General features: G+C 66.5%; 22 protein-coding genes and 1 pseudogene. 9 read left to right on the top strand and 14 right to left on the bottom strand.

What is annotated here, in order from left to right:
• Positions 1-69: 69 nt before the first annotated feature.
• The 5 genes from ACZY0B_RS17130 to ACZY0B_RS17150 form a co-directional block, all read right to left on the bottom strand.
• Positions 70-1,320 (bottom strand): class I SAM-dependent methyltransferase, encoded by a 1,251-nt coding sequence (locus ACZY0B_RS17130; protein WP_463765338.1) that lies wholly within the window; start codon positions 1,318-1,320, stop codon positions 70-72.
• Positions 1,304-1,777, bottom strand: a complete 474-nt coding sequence (locus ACZY0B_RS17135) for a type II toxin-antitoxin system Rv0910 family toxin (RefSeq protein WP_463765339.1) — start codon at positions 1,775-1,777, stop codon at positions 1,304-1,306. The genes ACZY0B_RS17130 and ACZY0B_RS17135 overlap by 17 nt, the downstream gene beginning before the upstream one ends.
• Before the next feature lie 3 nt (positions 1,778-1,780).
• Positions 1,781-1,960, bottom strand: a complete 180-nt coding sequence (locus tag ACZY0B_RS17140) for an antitoxin (protein ID WP_463765416.1) — start codon at positions 1,958-1,960, stop codon at positions 1,781-1,783.
• Between the two features lie 86 nt (positions 1,961-2,046).
• Positions 2,047-4,449 (bottom strand): cation-translocating P-type ATPase, encoded by a 2,403-nt coding sequence (locus ACZY0B_RS17145; protein WP_463765340.1) that lies wholly within the window; start codon positions 4,447-4,449, stop codon positions 2,047-2,049.
• Complete coding sequence (locus ACZY0B_RS17150) at positions 4,446-6,029, bottom strand: serine hydrolase (RefSeq protein ID WP_463765341.1); 1,584 nt, start codon at positions 6,027-6,029, stop codon at positions 4,446-4,448. Before ACZY0B_RS17150 ends, ACZY0B_RS17145 begins: the two co-directional genes overlap by 4 nt.
• Positions 6,030-6,121: 92 nt before the next feature.
• Here ACZY0B_RS17150 and mug point away from each other — a divergent pair, with 92 nt between their 5' ends.
• Entirely contained in the window at positions 6,122-6,658 is a 537-nt protein-coding gene (gene mug, locus ACZY0B_RS17155) for a G/U mismatch-specific DNA glycosylase (protein WP_463765342.1), read from the top strand.
• On the opposite strand, the gene ACZY0B_RS17160 is transcribed toward mug, so the two are convergent.
• Both ACZY0B_RS17160 and ACZY0B_RS17165 read right to left on the bottom strand, forming a co-directional pair.
• Entirely contained in the window at positions 6,636-7,754 is a 1,119-nt protein-coding gene (locus tag ACZY0B_RS17160; protein ID WP_463765343.1) for an MBL fold metallo-hydrolase, read from the bottom strand. The genes mug and ACZY0B_RS17160 overlap by 23 nt on opposite strands.
• A 5-nt stretch (positions 7,755-7,759) precedes the next feature.
• The gene (locus ACZY0B_RS17165; protein WP_463765344.1) at positions 7,760-8,491 is read right to left on the bottom strand and encodes an enoyl-CoA hydratase; all 732 of its coding nucleotides are present in this window, start codon (positions 8,489-8,491) and stop codon (positions 7,760-7,762) included.
• 27 nt (positions 8,492-8,518) lie between these two features.
• Between ACZY0B_RS17165 and ACZY0B_RS17170 the strand changes: the two genes are divergently transcribed.
• Positions 8,519-9,991 carry a carboxyl transferase domain-containing protein gene (locus ACZY0B_RS17170; protein WP_463765345.1) on the top strand — a complete coding sequence of 491 codons (1,473 nt, stop codon included), beginning with the start codon at positions 8,519-8,521 and terminating at the stop codon, positions 9,989-9,991.
• 13 nt (positions 9,992-10,004) lie between these two features.
• Here the strand turns inward: ACZY0B_RS17170 and ACZY0B_RS17175 are convergent, their stop codons facing one another.
• Positions 10,005-10,553, bottom strand: a complete 549-nt coding sequence (locus tag ACZY0B_RS17175; RefSeq protein ID WP_463765346.1) for a TetR/AcrR family transcriptional regulator — start codon at positions 10,551-10,553, stop codon at positions 10,005-10,007.
• Positions 10,554-10,668: 115 nt separating this feature from the next.
• Here ACZY0B_RS17175 and ACZY0B_RS17180 point away from each other — a divergent pair, with 115 nt between their 5' ends.
• The 3 genes from ACZY0B_RS17180 to ACZY0B_RS17190 all read left to right on the top strand — a co-directional run bounded on the left by ACZY0B_RS17180 (position 10,669) and on the right by ACZY0B_RS17190 (position 14,084).
• Positions 10,669-11,808, top strand: a complete 1,140-nt coding sequence (locus tag ACZY0B_RS17180) for an FAD-dependent monooxygenase (RefSeq protein WP_463765347.1) — start codon at positions 10,669-10,671, stop codon at positions 11,806-11,808.
• Between the two features lie 200 nt (positions 11,809-12,008).
• Entirely contained in the window at positions 12,009-12,719 is a 711-nt protein-coding gene (gene prrA / locus ACZY0B_RS17185) for a two-component system response regulator PrrA (RefSeq protein ID WP_463765348.1), read from the top strand.
• A 24-nt stretch (positions 12,720-12,743) separates the two neighbouring features.
• A complete protein-coding gene (locus ACZY0B_RS17190; protein WP_463765349.1) occupies positions 12,744-14,084 on the top strand; it encodes a sensor histidine kinase in 1,341 nt (446 codons plus the stop codon).
• A 10-nt stretch (positions 14,085-14,094) separates the two neighbouring features.
• Here ACZY0B_RS17190 and arfC read toward each other — a convergent pair whose 3' ends face one another.
• The 3 genes and pseudogenes from arfC to arfA all read right to left on the bottom strand — a co-directional run bounded on the left by arfC (position 14,095) and on the right by arfA (position 15,289).
• Positions 14,095-14,571 carry a channel accessory protein ArfC, sunset domain variant gene (gene arfC / locus ACZY0B_RS17195; RefSeq protein ID WP_463765350.1) on the bottom strand — a complete coding sequence of 159 codons (477 nt, stop codon included), beginning with the start codon at positions 14,569-14,571 and terminating at the stop codon, positions 14,095-14,097.
• Between the two features lie 14 nt (positions 14,572-14,585).
• Positions 14,586-14,666: pseudogene (arfB, locus tag ACZY0B_RS17200) on the bottom strand (channel accessory protein ArfB); the annotation flags it as partial.
• Positions 14,654-15,289 carry a channel-forming protein ArfA/OmpATb gene (gene arfA, locus ACZY0B_RS17205; protein WP_463765351.1) on the bottom strand — a complete coding sequence of 212 codons (636 nt, stop codon included), beginning with the start codon at positions 15,287-15,289 and terminating at the stop codon, positions 14,654-14,656. The pseudogene arfB and the gene arfA, both read right to left, overlap by 13 nt.
• A 107-nt stretch (positions 15,290-15,396) precedes the next feature.
• On the opposite strand from arfA, the gene ACZY0B_RS17210 reads away from it, so the two are divergent.
• Both ACZY0B_RS17210 and ACZY0B_RS17215 read left to right on the top strand, forming a co-directional pair.
• A complete protein-coding gene (locus ACZY0B_RS17210) occupies positions 15,397-15,654 on the top strand; it encodes a DUF2630 family protein (protein WP_463765352.1) in 258 nt (85 codons plus the stop codon).
• Between the two features lie 2 nt (positions 15,655-15,656).
• Entirely contained in the window at positions 15,657-17,225 is a 1,569-nt protein-coding gene (locus tag ACZY0B_RS17215; protein ID WP_463765354.1) for a phytoene desaturase family protein, read from the top strand.
• 6 nt (positions 17,226-17,231) lie between these two features.
• On the opposite strand, the gene ACZY0B_RS17220 is transcribed toward ACZY0B_RS17215, so the two are convergent.
• Together ACZY0B_RS17220 and pdxH are read right to left on the bottom strand one after the other, a co-directional pair.
• Positions 17,232-18,524 (bottom strand): citrate synthase, encoded by a 1,293-nt coding sequence (locus ACZY0B_RS17220; RefSeq protein WP_463765355.1) that lies wholly within the window; start codon positions 18,522-18,524, stop codon positions 17,232-17,234.
• Positions 18,525-18,705: 181 nt separating this feature from the next.
• Positions 18,706-19,332, bottom strand: a complete 627-nt coding sequence (gene pdxH / locus ACZY0B_RS17225; protein WP_463765417.1) for a pyridoxamine 5'-phosphate oxidase — start codon at positions 19,330-19,332, stop codon at positions 18,706-18,708.
• Between the two features lie 116 nt (positions 19,333-19,448).
• Between pdxH and ACZY0B_RS17230 the strand changes: the two genes are divergently transcribed.
• Positions 19,449-20,570, top strand: a complete 1,122-nt coding sequence (locus ACZY0B_RS17230; RefSeq protein ID WP_463765356.1) for a citrate synthase 2 — start codon at positions 19,449-19,451, stop codon at positions 20,568-20,570.
• 137 nt (positions 20,571-20,707) lie between these two features.
• Positions 20,708-21,163 (top strand): VOC family protein, encoded by a 456-nt coding sequence (locus ACZY0B_RS17235; protein ID WP_463765357.1) that lies wholly within the window; start codon positions 20,708-20,710, stop codon positions 21,161-21,163.
• Here ACZY0B_RS17235 and ACZY0B_RS17240 read toward each other — a convergent pair whose 3' ends face one another.
• Positions 21,164-22,852 carry an FAD-dependent oxidoreductase gene (locus ACZY0B_RS17240; RefSeq protein ID WP_463765358.1) on the bottom strand — a complete coding sequence of 563 codons (1,689 nt, stop codon included), beginning with the start codon at positions 22,850-22,852 and terminating at the stop codon, positions 21,164-21,166.
• Positions 22,853-22,865 lie beyond the last annotated feature (13 nt).

Here is a 22,865-nt window from a genome sequence, read left to right on the forward strand (position 1 = left end):
GATGTTCTCCTGTCAGTGTCCTTGCCCCGCACGGGGCTCACACACATCGACTGCCGCCAATCCGAAAACTCATCGCCGGGTGGCGGGTTTGAGGGCGAGGATCTGATCCACGCCCATCCGGCCTTCCTCAAACGCCAGCATCCCGCCCACCAGATACAACCGCCAGACACGGGCGACCTCGTCGCCCAGCAGCGCCACGAATTCGTCGAACCGCTGTTCCAGCGTCGCGATCCAACACTCGGCGGTGCGGGCGTAGTGCTCGCGCATCGCCTCGACGGATGTGACCTCGAAGTCCGCGTCCTGCAGGTAGCGCAACGTCTGCCAAAGCGGCCGCATATGCATGTCGGGAGCGATGTAGGCCTCGATGAACGCTCCCCCGCCCGGTGCCGCGCCGGCCCGTCGCGACATCTGCTGTAGCAACAGGCCGCCGCCGGGTTTGAGCGCGCGGCCAAGGATCCGCACGTAGGCCGGATACCACTGCTCACCGACGTGTTCGCCCATCTCGATGGAGCCGACGGCATCGAAGACGCCCGCCGACTCGGGGTCGTTGCCGAAGTCGCGGTAATCCTGCAGCCGAACCTCGACGCGGTTCGTCAGCCCGCGCTCGGCCGCGCGGGCCTCGATGAACTCGCGCTGCTGGGCGGAGAGCGTGATACCGGTGGCGTGCACGCCGTAGTGCTGCACCGCGTACAAGATCAGCGATCCCCAGCCGCACCCCACATCCAGCAGCCGCATGCCCGGCTCGAGTCTGAGCTTGCGACAGATCAGATCCAGCTTCGCGGTCTGCGCGTCGTGCAGCGATTGGCCTTCATCGGTGAAATACGCCGACGAGTAAGCCATGTGGTCGTCGAGCAGCAGCCGGTAGAAATCGTTGGACAGGTCATAGTGATGGGCGATCACCGCCCGATCGCGCCGGCGGCTGTGCAGCCGGCCGGATAGCCGCGCCTCGCTGGCCGGGATTCGCGGCGGCGGTCCTACGGCCCCGAGCCGCACCGCGCGCGTCGCCGCCACCATCGCGCCCCGCGCCGAGATCGAGGCGACCGGATGCGAACGGGCCAGCCGCCAGGCCCGGCGCAGGCCGTCAGCCAGGTCGCCCTCGACATCGACATCACCGGTCACGTAGGCGCGCGCCAGGCCGAGTTCACCTGGGCGCCAAAGTAATCGACGCAATGCACGTCGGGAACGGACTATCAGAACCGGGCCCTCTGGGTCGTTTAAGGGGCCGGCCTCGCTTCCGTCCCAGGCGCGCAGCCGAACCGGCAGTTCGAGACCGACGGTGGTTGCGAGCAGATCCGCCAGACGGTCAGCGGCCGACGCCACGATCTCCGTTGCGGCCGGGATCAGGAGCAGTGAACACGGTGACGAATCTTTCCAGGGATTCGTTGATGTCGCTTCTCAACGCTGCGGCGACGATCATGCCGATCGGCCCGAACAGCGCCGGGCCACCGAGGTGCACGTCAAAGCTGACGACCGAGCCGTCGTCTTTCGACTTGACCTTGGCCAGCAGCTTGACCTTGACGCCGCCGACGCCCTCTCCGTTGAGCGTCATGCCTTCCGGCGGCTTGTAGTGCACGATCGTCCATTTGATCCGATTGAGCATGCCCTTGACCTCGACGATCGATTCGATGACCGTGCCCTTTTGCAGGTCGTCGGGCAGCTTGCTGCGCCACACCCGGTGGATGCTCAGCCAGTCCTTGAAGCGGGACAGGTCGGAGGCGTGCTTCCAGGCCTCCTGCGGCGACAGCGGTACGTCGATGGATCCGGATAGTTTCGCCATGCGCTAGTTCTGCTGGTCGCCGGGGCCGACAGCCTTCTTGGCCTCTTCGGCCACCTTGTGGACGGTGTCGGAGTACTTGCCCTGCGTCTTGTCGTCGACGAACTCGCCCGCCTTGTCGATCGCCGTCTCCACCTTGTCGGCGTTCTGCGCCAACAGGTCCTTCGCCTTGTCCAGGAATCCCATGCGCTGTCCCTTCCCCGCGATCCCCGGGGCCGCCGGGGCATCCTGACTTTGCTGGTAGACCCTACTTGTCGGGGTCCGGATCACGCTCATCGCCCTAGTCGGCCTGCGGCCTCATCGGGCCGCCACAACCGCGGCTCGATCCCGAGCATCCCGGCCCGGATCCACCATGTCGCCTCGATCGCCGCGGCACCCAGCACCCCGATCCCCAGCGCGGTCGACGTGACCACCAGATTCGACGGGTCGAGCAGAAACTTCTGCTGCGCCAGCGGGATGCTGAAGATCGCGACATAGGCCAGGCCGCAGGCGGCCACCAGCGCGACCCGCCACCACTGGTAGGGACGCGCCACCACCGCGAGCACCCACAGCGCGGTCACCAGCAGCGTGATCAGCGCGGCGGTCGACGCTTGGTCCTGTTCGGCGAAGGTGGCATGACGGCCCCGGTAGGCCACCAGGTAGGAGACGAAAGTCGCGGTGCCGACGATCAATCCGGACGGCAGCGCCGAGGTCAGCACGCGCCGGACGAAGCCGGGGCAGGCACGCTCGTTGTTGGGCGCCAGCGACAGGATGAACGACGGGATGCCGATGGTGAACCACGCGGCGATGGTGACGTGGATCGGCTGGAACGGGTACAGCAGCGGATCCGCCCGCAGGGTTTTGGACAGCAGGCATTCGATACCCACGAACAGGGCGAGCAGCACCGAGTACACCGTCTTCGTCAGAAACAGGTTGGCGACCCGCTCGACGTTGCCGATCACCCGCCGACCCTCACCGACGACGTAGGGAAGCGTGGCAAATTTGTTGTCCAGCAACACGATTTGCGCCACGGCTCGCGATGCGGGGCTACCGGCGCCCATCGCCACGCCGATATCGGCGTCTTTGAGGGCCAGCACATCGTTGACGCCGTCGCCGGTCATCGCCACGGTGTGCCCGTGCGCCTGCAACGCGTGCACGATGGCCCGCTTCTGATCGGGCCGCACCCGACCAAAGGTGGTGTAGGTGTCCAGCGTGTCGGCCAATTCGCTTGGTTCCGTTGGTAATCGGCGTGCGTCCATCACCTCGCCGTGCAGCCCGAGCTTGGCCGCGACGGCACCGACCGACACCGCGTTGTCGCCCGAGATCACCTTCACCGAAACATCCTGGGCGGCAAAGTACTCCACTGTTTCGCGGGCGTCCGGCCGAACTTTCTGCTCCAGCACCACCAGCGCGACCGGCGTGACCTGGCCCGGTGCGCTGGGGTCATCCACCGCGACGTCGGCGGCGCCGCACAGCAGTACCCGCAACCCCCGCGCTCCGATCTGTTCGGCCTGCGCGGCGGCTGCCGAAGCCGGGTCCAGCAACACATCGGGCGCACCGATGACCCAGTTGCCGTGGTCGGAGTACGACACCCCGCTCCATTTGGTGGCCGACTTGAAAGGCGCTGTCGCCGTGGCGATCCAGCCGGGCGGCTGGTCAAAGCTTTCGGCGATCGCCTGCATGCTGGCGTTTGGACGCGCGTCGGCGCGGGCCAGCGCTGCCAGCGCATCCACGATGGCCACGGACTGTTGACCGGCGAGCTCGACGACATCGGAGACCCGCATACCGCTTTCGGTAAGGGTGCCCGTCTTGTCGGCGCACACCACGTCGACGCGGGCCAATCCCTCGATGGCGGGCAGCTCCTGCACCAGGCAACGACGCTGACCGAGCCTGACCACCCCGACCGCGAACGCCACCGACGTCAGCAGGACCAAGCCTTCGGGCACCATCGGCACCAGCGCGCCCACCGTCCGCAGCACGGACTGCCGCCACCCCGCGTGCGTGGTGAAGAACTGCGTGTAGATCGTCAGCAACCCGGCCGGTACCAACAGGTAGGTGATGAACTGCAGAATTCGGTTGATGCCATTGCGCAGTTCGGATTTCACCAATGTGAACTTGCTGGCGTCTTCGGCCAGCTTGGCGGCGTAGGACGCCGGGCCGACCTTCGTGGCCCTATAGGCGCCGGTGCCGGCGACGACGAAACTCCCCGACATGACCACGTCACCGGCGTCCTTTCCGATCGGGTCGGCCTCACCGGTCAGCAGCGATTCGTCGACCTCCAGGTTCTCCTCCTCGAGAACCTCGCCGTCGACGACAATCTGATCGCCCGGCCCCAGCTCGATGATGTCGTCGAGCACCACCTCGCTGGGCGGCAGTGCGTGAGTCCCGGATTGCCTGCGCACCAGCGGTTTCGCCTGCCCGACGATCGCCAGCTTGTCCAGCGTCTGCTTGGCCCGAATCTCCTGGACCATCCCGATGACGCTGTTGGCGATGATGAGCAGGCCGAACAGCCCGTTGATGATCGAACCCGTCGCCAGCACGATCACCAGCAGCACGCCGAGGATCGCGTTGATCCGGGTGAAGACGTTGGCGCGAACGATGTCCGCGGTGCTGCGGGCGGCGCGTGCCGGAACCGCGTTGCTGTTACCCTCGGCCACCCGCTGCGCCACCTCGGCGTCGGTTAGCCCGCCGTTCATCGGGAGAACGTTCCCAGCTTGTCGGTGTCGTAATACTCCAGATTCAGCGTGGGGCCGGCAAAGGTCGCTTTGGAAATCGTTCCAGGGGGCGCATTTTCGTCGGTTATCGAGAAGGTGAAGGTATCGCCATCCCAGTGCGAAAGGGCGAACGTCTGATTCTTCGGACCCAATGCCAGCTGCAGTTGCCCGCTATTTTGGGTGACGACCGCCGGACCCCAATAGTCGCTGGCGTAGACGCCGAGGTAGTCGGTGAGCGGTCGAGCCGGCGCGGGATTGGCCGGAGGCTGCTTGCCGACCAGCGAGCCCTCCGGGTTGTTCATCCAACCGAGCGCATGGTTGTACAGACTCACCCAGTTCTCCCGAATTTGGCCGTACTGAACGAGATCCATGAATTGCGCGGTCAGCGCTTCCGGAATGCCATACGGTGCCCCGTTGGTCAACGCGATGATGCCGACGTCCTCCGACGGCATCACGACGAAGTTGGTCGCCGCGCCCGACGAGAAGCCGCCGGAGTGGCTGTATTCGGTGCGCCCAGACGAGCTCACCGTGGCGTTGAATCCGTGACCGTAGGTGCCGGCCCGGGCTTTCGGTGATGCTGCGGGCATGGAGATGACCTGGGGCGTGATCGCGGATAGCAGGGCTTCGGGCGAGGTGATCTGCTGCCCGTTATAGGTTCCGTTGCCCATTACCATCGTCAGCCAGCGCGCCATGTCGTTGATCGAAGAACTCACCCCGCCTGCGGGCGTCTGCGCGTCGGGATCGCGCTGGAAGCGTGGCTCCCACTTGTCGCCGACCTTGACGTGCAGCACCGCATGGTTGGGCCTGGCCAAGTAATCGGCGTACTTCGAACTCGTCGACGCCATACCCAGCGGGCGATACAGCACCTCGTCGGACAGGTCCTGCCAGGATTTGCCGGCGGCGGCAGCCACGGCCTCGGCAGCCGCGGTCAAGCCAAAGTTGGTGTAGGCGTAGCTGCTTCGAAAAGGAGCCAGCGGTAGATCCTTGAGCCGCTCCAGCACTTGCCGACGGTCATAGCCGAGATCCTCCAGTTTGTCGCCGGCGTGATCGGGCAGCCCGGACCGGTGCGAGTACAGGTCGGCGACGGTCACATGTGCGGTGACGTAAGGATCCGACAGTGCAAACCACGGCAGCTTGGCCACCACTGGCGTATCCCAGGTGACGACGTTGTCGGTCACCTCATGTGCCACCACGGTCGCACCCACCGATTTCGATACCGAGGCCAGCTGGAAGACGGTGTCAGCGTCGACCTTGTTGTCCTGTCCGGTGCCTTTGCTGGCATCCTTGACGCCGAAACCTTTGGCGTACACGGTTTTTCCGCCACGAACGACTGCCACGGACATGCCCGGAACACCGGTGGTGTGCATCAGGTCGTTGACCAGGCCGTCAACCTTTGAAATGGCATCGTCGATGCGGCCCGGCGGAATGTCCAGACCCGACACTTCGTTGGGAGGCGCGTCAGACAACGCGGACGGCGGACTCGAGACGGGTTGCCCCGATCCGCATCCGACCAACGCGAGCAACACCGCAACGACAGCGGCAAGCGCCGCGCGTTTCGTCATGCTCGCAGACTTTAGCCCCGAACGCGGCTGGGGAGGTTCTCGGCAGCCATGTCGATCAAGCCCACGCAACGGCGAGCATACGATGGACCGACATGGGCCAGTATGAATCGGACATCCTCGCCCCAGGTCTCGACATCGTCTTCTGCGGCATGAACCCGGCAACGACTGCTGCCGCCGACGGCCATAACTTCTCGAACCGCAGCAACCGTTTTTGGTCCGTATTGCATCTAGCCGGATTCACCGACACGCGGTTGCGGCCCGAAGAGGAGCGCCGAATACTCGACTACGGTTGCGGAATCACCGCGGTCGTCAGTCGACCGACTCGACGGGCCAGCGATGTCTCGGCGGAAGAGTTCCGGCGCGCCCGACCCGAGTTCGAGGCGAAGATCCGACGCTACGCGCCGCGAGCCGTCGGCTTCCTGGGAAAACGTGCCCTGGCGGCGATGACCGGCGGATCGAAAATCGCCTGGGGTCGATATGCCCCCGGGTTTGCCGACACCACGGCATGGGTGCTGCCCAATCCAAGCGGACTCAACAGAGGATTCACACTGGACGATCTCGCCGGCGCTTACTCCGAACTACGTTGTGCGCTGACCGAATCCGGTCCTACAACCGCCACCACGGGTTGAATCGCAATGGCCCGGAAGGGTCGATGCGTTGACCGGGCGCGGGAACCGTCACCGTCACTTCGGCGGCATCCGCCGCCGCGAGCATTCGTTCGACCGGCTCGGCCCATGGGTGCGGCGCCAGCCGGAAGGTGCCCCAATGGATCGGCACCAGCAGCCCCGACCCGGTGGCGGTGAGATCCAGGTGAGCTTGGACCGCCTCCTCTGGGTTCATGTGAATGTCGGGCCAGCCCGGGTTGTAGGCGCCGATGGGCAACAGGGTCAGGTCGAACGGTCCGTGCTCTGAGCCGATCTGCCCGAAGCTGTTCGTGTACCCCGTGTCGCCGCCGAAGTAGGCGCGATGGCTGGGACCGACGATTCCCCACGATGCCCACAGCGTGGTGTTGCGGTCCAGGAAGCGCCCCGAAAAATGCCGTGCCGGCAGGCAGATCAGGGTCAGTTGGTCGACGTGGCCGGTTTCATTCCAGTCGAGTTCGACGATTCGATGCCCGGGGATGCCCCATGTGCGCAGGTGAGCACCCACGCCGAGCGGCACGAAGAACGGCGCTCGCTGCGTGCGGGCCAGCGCGACGACGGTGTCGATGTCCAGATGGTCGTAGTGGTCGTGGCTGATCACCACGGCGTCGACGGCAGGCAGCGCTTCGAGCTCCACCGGGGGCGGATGCAGGCGCTCCGGGCCGATCACGTCAGACGGCGAACAGCGATGACTCCACACCGGATCGGTGAGCACCCGGTAACCGTCGATCTCCAGCAGAGCCGTGGAGTGGCCGAGCCAGCTGACCGCCAATCGGCCGGGCTCGGCGTCGAAGGTCCCCGGCGCACCCAGCGGGATCGATGCCGGCGGCCGGCTCCGGCCGCGTCCGCCCATGAACTCCCATGCGATCAGCGCGAGTTGCTCGCGGTCCAGGTTGGCATTCGAGGCGGGGTCGAGGTTTAGGAATACGCCGTCTTGAAAATTGGGCGAGTGCTGCGTCACCGCCCGGATCGACGACGGGTCGGCGCCGAGCGCAGCCGGCGCCCCGTGCAGCGCGCGCAACATCCACCCGCCGGCGGCGAGCGTGACTGTGCCGGCGGCCAGGCGCAGCGCGGCGGGCACCATTACCGTCAGGCCCCCTGGAACCTCGGTGGCCGCTTCTCTACCCGGGCGACTTGCGCTTCGACAACGTCCTGGCTGCCCCAGGCCTTGTCGAAAAGTTCCTTGTGCACTGGCCAGGCCTCCTCGATAGAACCGTCGTCGTTGAGTACCCGCTTCGCGTGCTGGATCGCCAGCGGCGCCAGCCCGGCGATTTCCGCACCCCAGGCCTGGGCGTCTTGAAGCGTCCCGATCCGGTTGGCCATTCCGGTCTGCAGCGCCGTCTCGGCGGTCAACTTCTCCGCGGCCAGCAGCATCGCCCGGGCCCGGCCGTGTCCGACCAGCGACGCCAGCCGTCGAATGCTCCAGTTATCAAGGGCAAGACCATATTTGGAAGTCGGAAACTGGAAGAACGCATCCGGGGCGACGACCCGCAGATCGCACTGCATGGCCAGCTGCAGGCCCGCACCGATGGCCGGACCGTTGATGGCGCCGATCACCGGGATAGGCACCGCATCCAGGGCCTTGTGCAGTTCGATCAGCCGATCCGGGTAGTCGGCGGCGAACGCGTCACCGCTCAGGTCCGCACCGGCGCAGAACACTGTGCCCTGGCCGGTCAGCACGATCGCGCGGGTGGACCCGTCACCGGCCTTCAGCACGGCCTCGCGCAGCTCCTCGACCAGCTGCGAGTTCAGGGCGTTGCGGCGCTCGGGACGCTGCAACTCGATGGTCATAACGGCTTCGACCTGCGTGATACCGATCATGGGCGCCAGCCTATATAGCCTCGACGCGTGAGTCGCATCACGACCGACCAACTGCAGAATGCGGTGCTGGACGAAGGCTCCTTCGTCAGCTGGGACAGCGAACCGCTGGCGATACCGATTAGCGAGGCCTACGCGCGAGAGCTCGCCGACGCCCGGGCCGCCACCGGCCTGGATGAAGCGGTGCTCACCGGCGAAGGGCGAATATCCGGACGCCGGGTGGCGGTCGTGGTGTGCGAGTTCAGCTTCCTCGGTGGCTCGATCGGGGTGGCGGCGGCCGAACGCATCACCGCCGCCGTGCAGCGCGCCACGGCCGAGCGACTCCCGCTGCTGGCCTCGCCGAGCTCCGGCGGCACCCGCATGCAAGAGGGCACCGTCGCGTTTCTGCAGATGGTGAAGATCGCGGCGGCCGTCAGACTGCACAAGGGGGCGCACCTGCCCTACCTCGTCTACCTGCGGAACCCCACCACCGGCGGGGTTTTCGCGTCGTGGGGCTCGCTCGGTCACATCACCGTCGCCGAGCCCGGCGCGCTGATCGGGTTCCTCGGACCGCGGGTGTACGAGCAGCTCTACGGCGAACCGTTCCCGCCCGGGATCCAGACCGCGGAAAACCTGCAGCGGCATGGGGTTATCGACGGCGTCGTCGCCCTTGACGAACTGCGCCGGACGGTGGATCGCGCGCTGACGGTCATCGCCGACCCGCCCGAGCCGCTGCCCGCCCCGCAGCCCGCCGAGTCGATACCCGATGTGCCGGCCTGGGATTCGGTGGTCGCATCGCGACGGCCGGACCGGCCGGGTGTCGGCCATCTGCTGCGACACGGCGCCACCGACCGGGTGCTGTTGTCCGGTACCGGCAGCGGGGAGGCCGCGACCACCCTGTTGGCGCTGGCTCGATTCGCCGGCCAGCCCGCAGTGGTCCTCGGCCAGCAGCGCCTCACCGGCGGGCTCGTGGGGCCCGCCTCGTTGCGGGAAGCCCGTCGCGGCATGGCGCTGGCCGCTGAACTGCGGCTACCTCTGGTGTTGGTGATCGACACCGCAGGCCCCGCGCTGTCGGCCGAGGCAGAGCAGGGCGGGTTGGCCGGCCAGATCGCCCAATGCGTGGCCGAGCTGGTGACGCTGGACACCCCGACGGTGTCGGTGCTGCTGGGCCAGGGCAGCGGCGGGCCGGCGCTGGCGATGGTGCCCGCCGACCGGGTGCTGGCCGCGCTGCACGGCTGGCTGGCGCCGCTGCCCCCTGAGGGCGCCAGCGCGATCGTCTTCCGCGACACCGAGCATGCTCCCGAACTTGCTGCGGCCCAAGGTATTCGGTCGGCCGACCTGCTGCGCTCCGGGATCGTCGACGCCATCGTGCCCGAGCATCCCGACGCCGCCGACGAGCCGATCGAGTTCTCCCAGCGGCTGTCGGGCGCCATTGCCGCGGAGGTACACGCACTGCGCGACATCCCGGGCCCCGAGCGCATCACCGAGCGGCTGCACCGCTACCGCGGCATCGGGTTACCTTGAGACACTTGGCCCGTCAGCCCTCGGGTAGCCCGAGATAGCGCTGGATCGTCGGGCCCAGCCAATCGACGACTTCGTCGCGAGACATCTCGACGATAGGCGGAAGCCGTAAAACGAAGCGGCACAATGCCATTCCTAGAATTTGGGTGGCAACCAGCCCAGCCCGGGCACCGGATTCCTCGTCGGATACCAAAGATGCGGCCAGCGGCTGTATTTGGGCCTGAAAGATCTCCTGCATCCGTTGCGCGGCTTCGCCGTTGGTGGCGCTGGACCGCAGCAGAATCACCAACGCGTCGTCCTCCCAGCGCTCGAGAAAGTGCCGGACCAGCGACCGTCCCACCTGCGCGCGGTCCATCGTCGCGAAATCCGGGAACCGCAGGTCGAACTCCGCCGCGGCCGCGAACAGCTTGTCCTTGCTGCCGTAGTACCGCATCACCATCGCCGGATCCACTTCGGCATCGGCGGCGATCCCCCGGATCGTGGTCGCGTGGAAGCCGGCCGTCCCGAATCGCTCCCGGGCCGCGGCCAGGATCACCGCCTTGGTCTGCTCCGAGGATCGCCTCATGTCAACAACTGTAGGCCAACAGGTGTTGACATTGGGAACGCCGCGCGCCAGTATGGTGTTATGCCAACAAGCGTTGACTAGTTCCCCAGAAGCTTCTGCGAGAGGAGCCGAAACCATGAAAGACACCGATGTCCTGGTCGTAGGCGCCGGACCGACCGGCCTCACGCTTGCCGCGTCGCTGGTCGCCCGCGGCATCCGGACGGTAGTGACCGACAAGCTGACCCAGGGCACGAACACCTCCCGCGCCGCCGCGGTCAACGCCCGCACGCTCGAGGTGCTCGAAGACCTCGACGTGGCACGGCGAATGGTCAAAGCCGGGCTGATCGCGCCGCGCTTCACCATCCGGCATGGCCCGCGCGTTTTGATTCCGATCGACTTCAGCGAGCTGCCGACCGAACATCCGTACACACTGATGCTCTCGCAGGCCGACACGGAGCGGCTGCTGCTGGAGCGGCTGCACGAACTCGGCGGTGAGGTGATCCGGCCCAAGGTCTTGCGCAGCGTCACCCAAGATGCCGACGGGGCGACGGCCACTTTCGAGGATGGCGAAAGCATTCGGGCCGGCTACATCGTCGGGGCCGACGGAATGCACAGCACGGTTCGAGATCAAGTCGGAATCGGGTTTTCCGGGGGCGAATTCACCGAATCCTTTGCGCTTGCCGACGTCCGGGTCTCCGGGCAGGCACCTCGTGATGAGGTCATCCTGTTCTACGCCAACGAGGGACTGAATGTGCTGGCTCCGCTGCCGGACAACATCTTTCGCATCGTCGCGCCGACTGCTGCGGCCCCCCAGGAGCCGTCGCAAGAGTTCGTTCAGTCACTGTTGGACACCCGGGGCTTCGGACCGGGTCGGACGGTGGTCACCGAGCTACTGTGGGGAACTCGGTTCCGCATCCACCATCGTGTTGCCGACAACTACCGGGCCGGCCGTTTGCTGCTCGCCGGCGATGCCGCCCACGTGCACAGCCCCGCCGGCGGCCAGGGAATGAATCTCGGTATCACCGACGGGATTTCACTGGCGGCCGCACTCGCGGAAGTGCTGCAAGGCGGATCTGATGCGGCGTTGGACCGCTACTGCACCGTTCAGCGGCGCAAGGCCGAGCAGGTACTACGACTGACCGGCCGGCTGACCCGGATCTCGACGCTGCCGCGCCCGTTACGCCCGATCCGTAACTCGGGAATGCGGCTCGCCGCGCAGGTTCCCGCAGTGCGACGGCAGCTGGCGCTGCAGTTGAGCGGCCTGCGGAACCGCTGAGCCCGGATGCGCCCAGTGACAACGAAATCGAAGGCCCGAAACATCAACGCGTGCCAAGACCCCGAATGTCTCGGTCTGCCACCTGGATTCGATCAGGGCATGGCGTTATCGGTAGCCAGTCGCGGCTGAGACTCGAAAGCGTAACCATTTAGCCACCTGGCCACTCCCCAACGACCCGCACGGGATAACAAACAGGCACAATGGGCGACATGGACACTGGTGCCACCGCCCCGCGCGTCTTGGTCGTTGATGACGACTCCGATGTGCTCGCCTCACTGGAACGCGGCCTGCGCCTGTCCGGATTCGAAGTGGCAACCGCGGTGGACGGGGCCGAGGCCCTGCGCAGCGCGACCGAGACTCGGCCGGACGCGATCGTGCTCGATATCAACATGCCCGTGCTGGACGGCGTCAGTGTCGTCACCGCACTACGCGCCATGGACAACGACGTCCCGGTTTGCGTGCTGAGCGCGCGCAGCTCAGTCGACGACCGGGTGGCGGGTCTCGAGGCCGGCGCCGATGACTACCTCGTCAAGCCGTTCGTGCTGGCCGAACTGGTCGCACGCGTCAAGGCGCTGCTGCGCCGCCGCGGCTCCACCGCCTCGTCCTCCTCGGAAACCATCACGGTGGGCCCGCTGGAAGTGGACATCCCCGGCCGGCGGGCCCGGGTCAACGGCGTCGACGTTGACCTGACCAAGCGTGAGTTCGACCTGCTCGCGGTGCTGGCCGAGCACAAGACCGCCGTGCTGTCCCGTGCCCAGCTCTTGGAGCTGGTCTGGGGATACGACTTCGCCGCCGACACGAACGTCGTCGATGTGTTCATCGGATACCTGCGCCGCAAGCTCGAGGCCAACGGCGGCCCCAGGTTGCTGCACACCGTCCGCGGAGTCGGGTTCGTCCTGCGAATGCAGTAACGATGCGGTAGTCAGCAACAGCAAATGAAATTCCTGTCGCGGATCTTGGCCCGAACGCCCTCGCTGCGGACCCGGGTGGTGCTCGCAACAGCCATCGGCGCCGCGATTCCGGTGCTCATCGTCGGTGCCGTCGTCTGGGTCGGGATCACCAACGACCGCAAGGAACGGCTGGACCGCCGCCTCGACGAGGCCGCGGGCTTCGCGATCCCGTTCCTGCCGCGCGGCCTGGACGAAATCCCACGCTCGCCCAACGACCGTGATGCGATCATGACGATCCGGCGCGGCAGCCTGGTCAAGTCGAATTCCGACGTCACATTGCCCAGGCTCGACGTCGACTATGCCGACACCTACGTCGACGGCGTGCGCTATCGGGTGCGCACGGTGGAGATTCCGGGACCAGCGCCGACCTCCCTGGCCGTCGGCGCGACGTACGACGCCACCCTCGCCGAGACCAACAACCTGCACCGTAGGGTGCTGCTGATCTGCGGGTTCGCCATCTTCGCGTCGACGGTGTTCGCGTGGCTGCTGGCCTCCTTCGCGGTACGCCCGTTCAAACAGCTTGCGCAGCAAACCCGATCGATCGACGCGGGCGACGAGGCGCCACGGGTCGAAGTGCACGGCGCGACCGAGGCCGTCGAGATCGCCGAGGCCATGCGCGGCATGCTGCAACGAATTTGGGACGAGCAGAACCGAACCAAGGAGGCACTCTCGTCGGCACGCGATTTCGCTGCCGTGTCCTCCCACGAACTGCGCACTCCACTGACCGCGATGCGAACCAACCTCGAGGTGCTGTCGACCCTCGATCTTCCGGATGACCAGCGCAAAGAGGTGATCAGCGACGTCATCCGCACCCAGTCCCGGATCGAGGCGACCCTGACCGCGCTGGAGCGGTTGGCGCAGGGCGAACTGTCCACCTCGGACGATCACGTGCCGGTCGACATCACCGACCTCCTGGACCGCGCCGCTCATGACGCGACCCGGGTCTACCCGGACCTCGACGTATCCCTGGTGCCGTCGCCCACCTGCATCATCATCGGTCTGCCGGCGGGGTTGCGCCTTGCGGTCGACAACGCGATTGCCAACGCCGTCAAACATGGCGGCGCCACTCGGGTCCAGTTGTCGGCCGTCAGTTCGCGCGCCGGAGTGGACATCGCGGTCGACGACAACGGCTGTGGGCTGCCCGAAGGCGAGCGGCAGCTGGTATTCGAACGGTTCTCCCGCGGGTCGACGGCTTCGCATTCGGGGTCTGGCCTGGGGCTGGCGCTGGTCGCCCAGCAGGCCCATTTGCACGGCGGGACAGCTTCATTGGAAGACAGCCCGCTGGGCGGCGCCCGGCTCCTGCTGCGCATCCCCGCCCCCAGTTAGCGCCCGACCCTCACGTCCGTGAATTGTTGAGCCACGGCGTGAAGCCGGACCGCAACGCGGACTGCTCGTCCTTAAACCACACCTGGGCAACCGTTGCGTCGTAGACGGCATTGTCCGGGGTGTAGTAAAGCCGGGTATCCGTACTCGCCTTGACCAACCATCCCGCCGGGCCGCGGCCGTCCGGGTTGGCCCGCGCGGAGCCGGGCCCATACGGCGCGGGCGGCGGCACCGGAATTTTCCTCGTCGGCGACTCCCCAACGCTTTTCGCGATCGGAATCGTTGTTGTCCGCGACTCGATATCCGTGGGGATCTTCGTCGTCGGCGGGTCGGTCGCCACCCTCGTCGTCGGCGGGTCGGGTATCACAGTGCCGTCGGCCGATACTTCCAGCGGCACTTGGCGTTTGACAGGGCGGGCCAAGAGCGCCAGCGTCAACACCAACCCCAGCGCGAACGACAAGCCGAACAGCCACCAGTGCACGTGGTTCATCGGCGCGCACCCATCAGCGCGGCGATCACCCAGGCAACTCCCGATCCCGCCACGAATGCCAGCAGGTACCACAACCACTGGATCACGAAGTCCATGCTGGATCCTCCTCAGCCGACCGCGATTTCGACGCGGGCGCCACCGGTGGAGCCGAGCCGTCAACCGCAAGTTGGTCGACGACAGTCAGATTCGACCAGGTGTGCGCGGCCTCCCGCTCGATCGTGTTCTTCTGATCTTGGGATGCGGCAGTTCCGGTCAGGGTGATCGTGTCGCCGTTGACCGTGAGATTGAAGTCGGTAATCGACGCGCTGTTCTTGAAAATCGATCCGGCGTTTGAGAAATCGAGCGCGTCGACATTCGGGTTGATCCGGATCTGATCGACGATGTTGACACCGGCGGGCAATGAGTTCTTCAGCACCTTCGTCAGTACGGATTTGGCCGAATCGTCGGGAAAGTCGCCGGTGAGGGTTATGTCGTTGCCGTCGCGGACAATTGAAAGCGGCGCCAGGGACAGCGGCGGCTTACCGGGCTTGCCCGATGCCGCGGCCGCCGCCGGCGCACCGGTAGTGCGGGACTGCCCGAACGCGCCATGGCCGATTACAGCTATCAACAGCGGAATAACTACCAAACCGAGCAGCCAGGGCAAGCCCAACGACCGCTGATAGGAGATCGGACCCCTCCGCGAGTCGGCCGCTTGGCCGAAACTCGCCCGTAGACCCACGACTGCCCCCTCCTGATGCGCTTGCCGGGACGATGTCCGTCCCGGGGGCGATATGCAGCCTACCGACTCGGCCCCGCGACACCGCTTGCGTCGGGCACACTAGAGCGATGGGCAGTAGACCGACCGACAGCGAAACCCTGGCGCACATTCGCAACCTGGTTGCCGAGGAGAAAGACCTGCGGGCACAGTTGCAGCACCGCGATATCAGCGAGTCCGAGGAACACGAACGGCTGCGCCGGGTCGAGGTCGAACTCGACCAGTGCTGGGACCTGCTGCGTCAGCGGCGGGCGCTGCGCGAAACCGGTGGTGACCCGCGCGAGGCCGCGGTGCGTCCCGGCGATCAGGTCGAGGGCTACCTGGGCTAACAATGCCCCTCGATGACGCGCCCGATTGTGACGTCGTCGTCGTCGGCGCGGGCCACAACGGCCTGGTGGCAGCGGGCTATCTGGCCCGGGCCGGCCTTCGGGTTCGGTTACTCGAGCGGCTGGGGCACATCGGTGGAGCCGCGGTTTCGGCGCAGGCCTTCGACGGAGTCGAGGTCCGGGTGTCGCGGTACTCATACCTGGTCAGCTTGCTGCCGTCCCGCATCGTCGAGGACTTGGGCGCCGACCTGCGGTTGGCCCGGCGGCAGTTCTCGTCGTACACGCCCCAACCGGCGACGGGTGGGCGCCGCGGGCTGCTGATCGGCACGCACGATGGGCACGATTCGTTCCGCGCGGTCGGCGCCGCCGACGATGAGCCCGGTTTCGCCGAGTTCTACCGGCGCTGCCGCCTGGTGAGCGACCGGCTCTGGCCGACCCTGCTGGAACCGCTGCGCACCCGCGAACAGGCGCGCCGCCACGTCCTGGACGCCGGCGATCCCGAGGCCGCCGCCACCTGGCAGGCGATCGTCGATGAACCGATCGGGCACGCGATCGCCGACGCGGTGCGCGACGACCTGGTTCGCGGCGTAATCGCCACCGACGCGCTGATCGGCACCTTCGCCCGTCTCGACGACCCGTTGCTGCGGCAGAACATCTGCTTCCTGTATCACGTGCTCGGCGGGGATTGGGACGTCCCGATCGGCGGGATGGGGTCGGTGACCGCGGCCCTGGCCGCCACCGCGGTCCGTCACGGCGCCGAAATAACCACTGGCGCAGAGGTTTACAGCGTGGAACCGGACGGCCAGGTACGCTACCGCCACGACGGCGAAGAGCACCGGGTTCACGCACGCTTCGTCCTGGCCGGCGTCACACCGGCGGTATTGGCCGAACTGCTCGGCGACCCGCCGGCACCGCTGGCCCCGGGCGCGCAAGTGAAGGTGAACATGGTGCTGCGGCGTCTGCCGCGGTTGCGCGACAACAGCGTTGCCCCCGAACAAGCGTTCGCCGGCACGTTCCATGTCAACGAGATGTGGAGCCAACTGGATTCGGCCTACACACAAGCCGCCGCCGGGAAGCTACCGGATCCGTTGCCGTGCGAGGCGTACTGCCATTCGCTGACCGATCCCAGCATCCTGTCCGCCGGGCTGCGCAACTCGGGCGCGCAGACCATGACGGTGTTCGGCTTGCACACCCCTCACTCGTTGCTTGAGGGCGACTCCCCCGTCTCCCGCGACCAGCTGACCGAGGCGGTGCTTGCATCGCTGAATTCCGTTCTGGCCGAACCGATTCAGGACGTGCTGATGAGCGACGCGCAGGGCCGGCCATGCATCGAGACGACGACCACGCTGGACTTGCAGCGCACCCTGGGGATGACGGCAGGCAACATCTTCCACGGCGCGCTGTCCTGGCCGTTCGCGGACGACGACGAGGCGCTCGACAGCCCGGCCCGTCAATGGGGCGTGGCCACTGCCCACGCACGAATCATGTTGTGCGGCTCGGGTGCTCGCCGCGGCGGTGCCGTGTCCGGCATCGGGGGCCACAACGCCGCGATGGCGGTGCTGGCCTCCGGCTAGGGCTGGCTACCGTCCGTCGATCGAGGCGTAGTCGCGTTCGGTGTAGCCGGTGTAGATCTGGCGCGGACGGCCGATCTTGCTGTCGCCCTCGTCGTGCATCTCACGCCAGTGCGCGATCCATCCGGGCAGCCGGCCCAGTGCGAACAACACCGTGAACATCCGGACCGGGAAGCCGAGCGCCCGGTAGATCAGCCCGGTGTAGAAGTCGACGTTCGGGTACAGCTTGCGCTCGATGAAGTAGTCGTCGGTCAGCGCGGCCTCTTCGAGCTGCTTGGCGATGTCCAGTAGCGGATCGCCGCCGAGCTTCGCCAGGATCTTGTCGGCCTGCTCCTTGACGATCCGGGCGCGCGGGTCGTAGTTCTTGTAGACCCGGTGCCCGAAGCCCATCAGCTTGACGCCCTCTTCGCGGTTCTTCACCTTGCGGACGAACTCGCTGACGTCATCGCCGCTTTCGCGGATCTGGTCGAGCATCTCGAGCACGGCCTGGTTGGCGCCGCCGTGCAGCGGCCCCCACAGCGCGTTGATGCCACCGGAGATCGAGGTGAACAGGTTGGCCTGCGACGAGCCCACCAGTCGAACCGTCGACGTCGAGCAGTTCTGCTCGTGGTCGGCGTGCAGGATGAGCAGCATGTCCAGCGCCCGCACCACCTCGGGGTCGGCGTGGTAGGGCTCGGCGGGTAGCCCGAACGTCATGCGGAGGAAGTTCTCCACCAGCGACAGCGAGTTGTCCGGGTAGAGGAACGGCTGGCCGACGGACTTCTTGTAGGCGTAGGCGGCGATCGTCGGCAGCTTCGCCAGCAACCGGATCGTCGAGAGCTCGACGTCTGCGTTGTCCATCGGGTCCAGCGAATCGGGGTAGTACGCGGACAGCGCGTTGACGGCGCTGGAGAGCACCGGCATCGGGTGCGCGTTGCGCGGAAAGCCGTCGAAGAATCGCTTCAGGTCCTCATGCAGCATCGTGTGCAGCTGGATCCGCTTGGTGAAGTCGGCCAGCTGGTCGGCGGTGGGCAGCTCGCCATAAATCAGCAAATAGGAGACCTCGATGAAGGTCGACTTCTCGGCGAGCTGATCGATCGGGTAACCGCGGTAGCGCAGGATTCCCGCGTCGCCATCGATGTAAGTGATCGAGCTCTTGCACGCGGAGGTATTGACGAAGCCGTTGTCGAACGTCGTGTAGCCGGTCTTCGACAAAAGGGGACCGAGAGCAATACCGTCAGCTCCTTCGGTGGCGTTGACGATCGTTAGGTCGATCTCACCGCCTGGGTACTTCAGAGTTGCGGTGTCGTCGGTGTCGGCCACGAGAACCCCTTTGCGCTCTGGCTGGTATGGCTGCCCCTGACTAGGTGCGTACAGCTGAAGGTAGTCGTTAACGCGACGACGCGCCTGCCCGGGGTCTCCTCTGCTGAGCTCGCGGCTTTCTTGCTGGTGAACCCCGCCTTATCCTGCGGTGTTAGGCCTCACAGCTACGCGCCGATTGTGATCAGGGCTGCAGACGCTCGACGCGACCGCCGGCGACCCGAATGCGGTTGTGCAGCCGGTTTTCCCGTCCCTGCCAGAATTCGACCACCTCGGGCGTGATCAGGTATCCGCCCCAAGCCGGCGGCACCGGGACGTGCTCGGAATCGGCGAAGCGGGCGGTCACCTCGGACAGCTGATCGAGCAGCGCCGCACGGGACGCGATCGGCTGTGACTGGTGCGACGCCCACGCACCCAGCTGTGAGCCGCGCGGTCGCTTGAACCAGTAGTCCTCGGTGTCCTGCGGGTCGACCTTGGTCACCGCGCCCCGGATGTGGACTTGCCGCCCCAGCAGGTACCAGGGAAAGGTCGCCGACGCATACGGCGTCTGTCCCAGCTCGATGCCTTTGGCCGAGTCATAGTTCGTGAAAAAGGTGATCCCGGTCTCATCGACGCTCTTGCACAGCACCGAACGGCTCACCGGCATGCCGTCCGCGACGGTCGCCAGCACCATCGCGTTGGGCTCGGAAACTCCGAAACGTTCGGCGTCGTCAATCCACGTTCGCAACAACGCAAGCCAACCGTCATCGAGCCAGGAAGCGTCGAGGTCGGGACTACCGTCGCGCTCCGCTGACCCGTACTCCGCGCGCATCCGTTGCAGGTGATCTGTGTCAGTTACGCGGTCTGGTCCTGCCATCGGGCCAACGCTACCGGCGGTTGCTACCGGCCGGTAGCGTCCGCCCGGAGGCGAGGTGCAAGAATTTTCCTATGACTGTGGTCCCGGAAAATTTTGTCCCCGGCCTCGAAGGCGTGGTGGCCTTCACCACCGAGATCGCCGAGCCGGATAAAGACGGCGGCGCGCTGCGCTACCGCGGTGTCGACATCCAAGACCTGGTGAATCAAGAGGTCACCTTCGGTGACGTCTGGGGGCTCCTGGTCGACGGCAGATTCGGCCACGGGCTGCCGCCCGCCGAGCCGTTCCCGCTGCCGATCCACACCGGCGATGTTCGCGTGGACGTGCAGGCGGGCCTGGCGATGCTTGCGCCGATCTGGGGGTACAAGCCGCTGCTCGACACTGACGAAGCCACCGCCCGCGACCAGCTGGCCCGGGCATCGGTGATGGCGCTGTCCTATGTCGCACAGTCCGCACGCGGCATCTACCAACCGGCCGTTCCGCAACGGGTCATCGATGAATGCCAGACGGTCACAGCGCGTTTCATGACCCGCTGGCAGGGCGAGCCCGACCCTAAGCACGTCGAGGCCATCGATGCCTACTGGGTGTCGGCCGCCGAGCACGGCATGAACGCCTCGACCTTCACCGCGCGGGTGATCGCATCCACCGGCGCCGACGTCGCAGCGGCGCTGTCGGGAGCGATCGGGGCGATGAGCGGGCCGCTGCACGGTGGCGCCCCGGCGCGGGTCCTACCGATGCTCGAAGAGGTCGAGCGCACCGGCGACGCGCGTGCCCTGGTCAAGAAAATCCTGGACAGCGGCGACAAGCTGATGGGATTCGGGCACCGGGTCTACCGCGCGGAAGACCCGCGGGCACGAGTACTGCGGGCGACCGCCGAGCGGCTGGGCGCGCCGCGCCACGAGGTCGCGGTCGCACTGGAGCAAGCCGCCCTGGCCGAGCTGCGGGAGCGCCGCCCGGATCGGGCCATCGAGACCAACGTCGAGTTCTGGGCCGCGGTCATCCTGGACTTTGCCGAGGTACCGGCCAACATGATGCCGGCGATGTTCACCTGTGGACGCACCGCGGGCTGGTGTGCCCACATTCTCGAGCAGAAGCGGCTCGGCAAGCTGGTGCGCCCGTCGGCCATCTACGTGGGGCCGGCCCCGCGCAGCCCTGAGGCCGTTGAGGGCTGGGATCGGCTTCTCGCTCACGCCTGATTTGCTCGGGGGCCACTTGTCGGTGCCCGGCGATTGAATGGGTCTCGCCGCGATGATTTTGTGTCGCGGGCGCAGTCAATAACCGTGAGCCTGTCCCCGCCCGGGGCGGCCGCGAGACCGACAGCAAGGAGACCACAATGGCGATCAACATCGAACCCGCACTGTCCCCGCACCTCGTGGTGGACGACGCCGCGGCGGCGATCGACTTCTACGTCAAGGCTTTTGGAGCCGTTGAGCTGGGGCGAGTGCCCCGTCCGGACGGCAAACTGGTCCACGCTGCGGTGCGCATCAATGGGTTCCTGGTCATGCTCAACGACGATTTCCCGGAAGTGTGCGGCGGCAAGTCGATGACCCCGAAGGCACTGGGCGGCACTCCGGTGACCATCCACCTGACGGTCACCGACGTCGACGCCAAATTCCAGCAGGCATTGGATGCGGGAGCCACAGTGGTGACTCCGCTGGACGATCAATTCTGGGGTGACCGCTACGGCGTGGTCGCCGACCCGTTCGGCCACCACTGGTCGTTGGGACAGCCGGTGCGTGAGGTCAGCCCCGAAGAACTCCAAGCGGCGATGTCGGGCGCAACCGGCTAGCTAGCCGAGCAGCCGCGCCAGCAGCCGGCGTCGCAGGGGCGGCGCCGGTGGTGCGGTCGCCGCGGCCGCGAGCATGTCGGCGACATCGGTGAACTTGTTGCGCGGCCGGCCGTCATCGATGCCACGGGCGATCTCGGCGGCATCAATGGCGGCCCATCCGGCGGAGTCGACGACATCGGGTTGGCGTGCGTGCACCAGTTTGTCCAGCTCGTCCGGTTTGGTCACCGGGCCGGTCAGCATGCCGGCGTTGTAATCGGCGACCAGGGCCTGGACCGTTTGAACTGAGCACGACTTGTTGGTGCCGATGAATCCGGTCGGGCCGCGCTTGATCCACCCCGCGACGTACGCGCCGGGTACCGCCGCACCGGAGCCCGGGTCGACGACACGTCCGCCGTCGTTCGGGACGACGGACGCCGACTCGTCGAAAGGAAGGTCACGAATCAGCTTGCCGCGGTAGCCAATCGACGTCAGCACCAGGCCGGCATCGATCCGGAGGATCTCGTCGGTGCCGGTCACCGAGAATTCCACGCCGGCGGCACGTTGTTCACCCAGCACGCGCGCGGGCGTGAGCTGATAGGCCAGCCGGACGCGTGAGCGGTTTCCCAGAACCGAAGCGTCGCCGAGCTTGCTCAGGATCTCCAGCTTGTTCCGGGTCAACGTGTCCGAGGCGCTCGCGAGATCGCGTGCCACCAGATTGTGGTCATCGGCGTCGAGAACGACGTCGGATGCGCCTGTCAGGCCGATCAATTCGGGCAGCGTGAATGCCGAGTGAGCCGGGCCGCGCCGGGCGGCGATGACGACCTCGCGGACCGCGGAGTTGCGGAATGCTTCGAGTGCGCGATCGGATATGTCGGTGCGGGCCAGGTTCTCCGGGTTCGCCGTGAGCACGCGAGCGACGTCGAGGGCGACGTTGCCGTTGCCGATGATCACCACGCGTTCGTGGCTGAGATCGACGGGCAGATCGTGGAAGTCGGGATGGCCGTTTAGCCACGCGACGAGCTCGGTGGCGGTCCCGGTGCCCGGCAGGCCCATGCCGTTGATGTCCAGGCGGCGGTCGTCGGGCGCGCCGACCGCGTACAGCACGGCGTGATGGTGGGCCAGCAACTCGGCATGGCTGAGGTGCTTGCCGACCTCGACGTTGAGATAGAAGCGGAAGTGACGATGACGGGAGACCCGGTCGAAGAGCTGGGTCACCTTCTTCGTGTTCTGGTGGTCGGGCGCTACCCCCGCGCGCACCAAACCGTAAGGCGTGGGCAGCTTCTCGAAGACGTTGACCCGCACACCATGCTGGGTGAGCAGTTCATCGGCGGCATACATCGCCGCCGGCCCCGACCCGACAATCGCGACGGTCAGCGGTTGACGTCGGGCATGCACCTCGGCGGCCGGGATCACCGGGGCCAGCTTCGACGTCGGGGGCAGCTTCACGTCGTCCGGTCGCTCGGGGTAGAACGAGGCGTTGATCTCGACGAACGGCAGCTGTTTGGTTTCCAGCCGGTTGTCGGGAGCGATCGCTCCAACCGGACAGGCGCTCACGCACGCGCCGCAGTCCACGCAGGCGACCGGATCGATGTAGAGCATCTCCGTCGTCGCGAAGCCCGGCTCATCCGGCGACGGGTGAATGCAGTTCACCGGACAGGCGAAGACGCAGGACCCGTCGTTACAGCACGACTGGGTAATAACGTGCGGCATAGAGGAACTCGCA

The sequence above is a fragment of the Mycobacterium sp. IDUB_19 genome (assembly GCF_055419445.1).

Excerpts from the sequence above, each read along its gene's own strand:
- ACZY0B_RS17135 (WP_463765339.1), bottom strand. The coding sequence starts at position 1,777 with ATGGCGAAACTATCCGGATCCATCGACGTACCGCTGTCGCCGCAGGAG.
- ACZY0B_RS17140 (WP_463765416.1), bottom strand. The coding sequence starts at position 1,960 with ATGGGATTCCTGGACAAGGCGAAGGACCTGTTGGCGCAGAACGCCGAC.
- ACZY0B_RS17145 (WP_463765340.1), bottom strand. The coding sequence starts at position 4,449 with ATGAACGGCGGGCTAACCGACGCCGAGGTGGCGCAGCGGGTGGCCGAG.
- ACZY0B_RS17150 (WP_463765341.1), bottom strand. The coding sequence starts at position 6,029 with ATGACGAAACGCGCGGCGCTTGCCGCTGTCGTTGCGGTGTTGCTCGCG.
- mug (WP_463765342.1), top strand. The coding sequence starts at position 6,122 with ATGGGCCAGTATGAATCGGACATCCTCGCCCCAGGTCTCGACATCGTC.
- ACZY0B_RS17160 (WP_463765343.1), bottom strand. The coding sequence starts at position 7,754 with ATGGTGCCCGCCGCGCTGCGCCTGGCCGCCGGCACAGTCACGCTCGCC.
- ACZY0B_RS17165 (WP_463765344.1), bottom strand. The coding sequence starts at position 8,491 with ATGATCGGTATCACGCAGGTCGAAGCCGTTATGACCATCGAGTTGCAG.
- ACZY0B_RS17175 (WP_463765346.1), bottom strand. The coding sequence starts at position 10,553 with ATGAGGCGATCCTCGGAGCAGACCAAGGCGGTGATCCTGGCCGCGGCC.
- ACZY0B_RS17180 (WP_463765347.1), top strand. The coding sequence starts at position 10,669 with ATGAAAGACACCGATGTCCTGGTCGTAGGCGCCGGACCGACCGGCCTC.
- prrA (WP_463765348.1), top strand. The coding sequence starts at position 12,009 with ATGGGCGACATGGACACTGGTGCCACCGCCCCGCGCGTCTTGGTCGTT.
- ACZY0B_RS17190 (WP_463765349.1), top strand. The coding sequence starts at position 12,744 with ATGAAATTCCTGTCGCGGATCTTGGCCCGAACGCCCTCGCTGCGGACC.
- arfC (WP_463765350.1), bottom strand. The coding sequence starts at position 14,571 with ATGAACCACGTGCACTGGTGGCTGTTCGGCTTGTCGTTCGCGCTGGGG.
- ACZY0B_RS17210 (WP_463765352.1), top strand. The coding sequence starts at position 15,397 with ATGGGCAGTAGACCGACCGACAGCGAAACCCTGGCGCACATTCGCAAC.
- ACZY0B_RS17215 (WP_463765354.1), top strand. The coding sequence starts at position 15,657 with ATGCCCCTCGATGACGCGCCCGATTGTGACGTCGTCGTCGTCGGCGCG.
- pdxH (WP_463765417.1), bottom strand. The coding sequence starts at position 19,332 with ATGCGCGCGGAGTACGGGTCAGCGGAGCGCGACGGTAGTCCCGACCTC.
- ACZY0B_RS17230 (WP_463765356.1), top strand. The coding sequence starts at position 19,449 with ATGACTGTGGTCCCGGAAAATTTTGTCCCCGGCCTCGAAGGCGTGGTG.
- ACZY0B_RS17235 (WP_463765357.1), top strand. The coding sequence starts at position 20,708 with ATGGCGATCAACATCGAACCCGCACTGTCCCCGCACCTCGTGGTGGAC.
- ACZY0B_RS17240 (WP_463765358.1), bottom strand. The coding sequence starts at position 22,852 with ATGCCGCACGTTATTACCCAGTCGTGCTGTAACGACGGGTCCTGCGTC.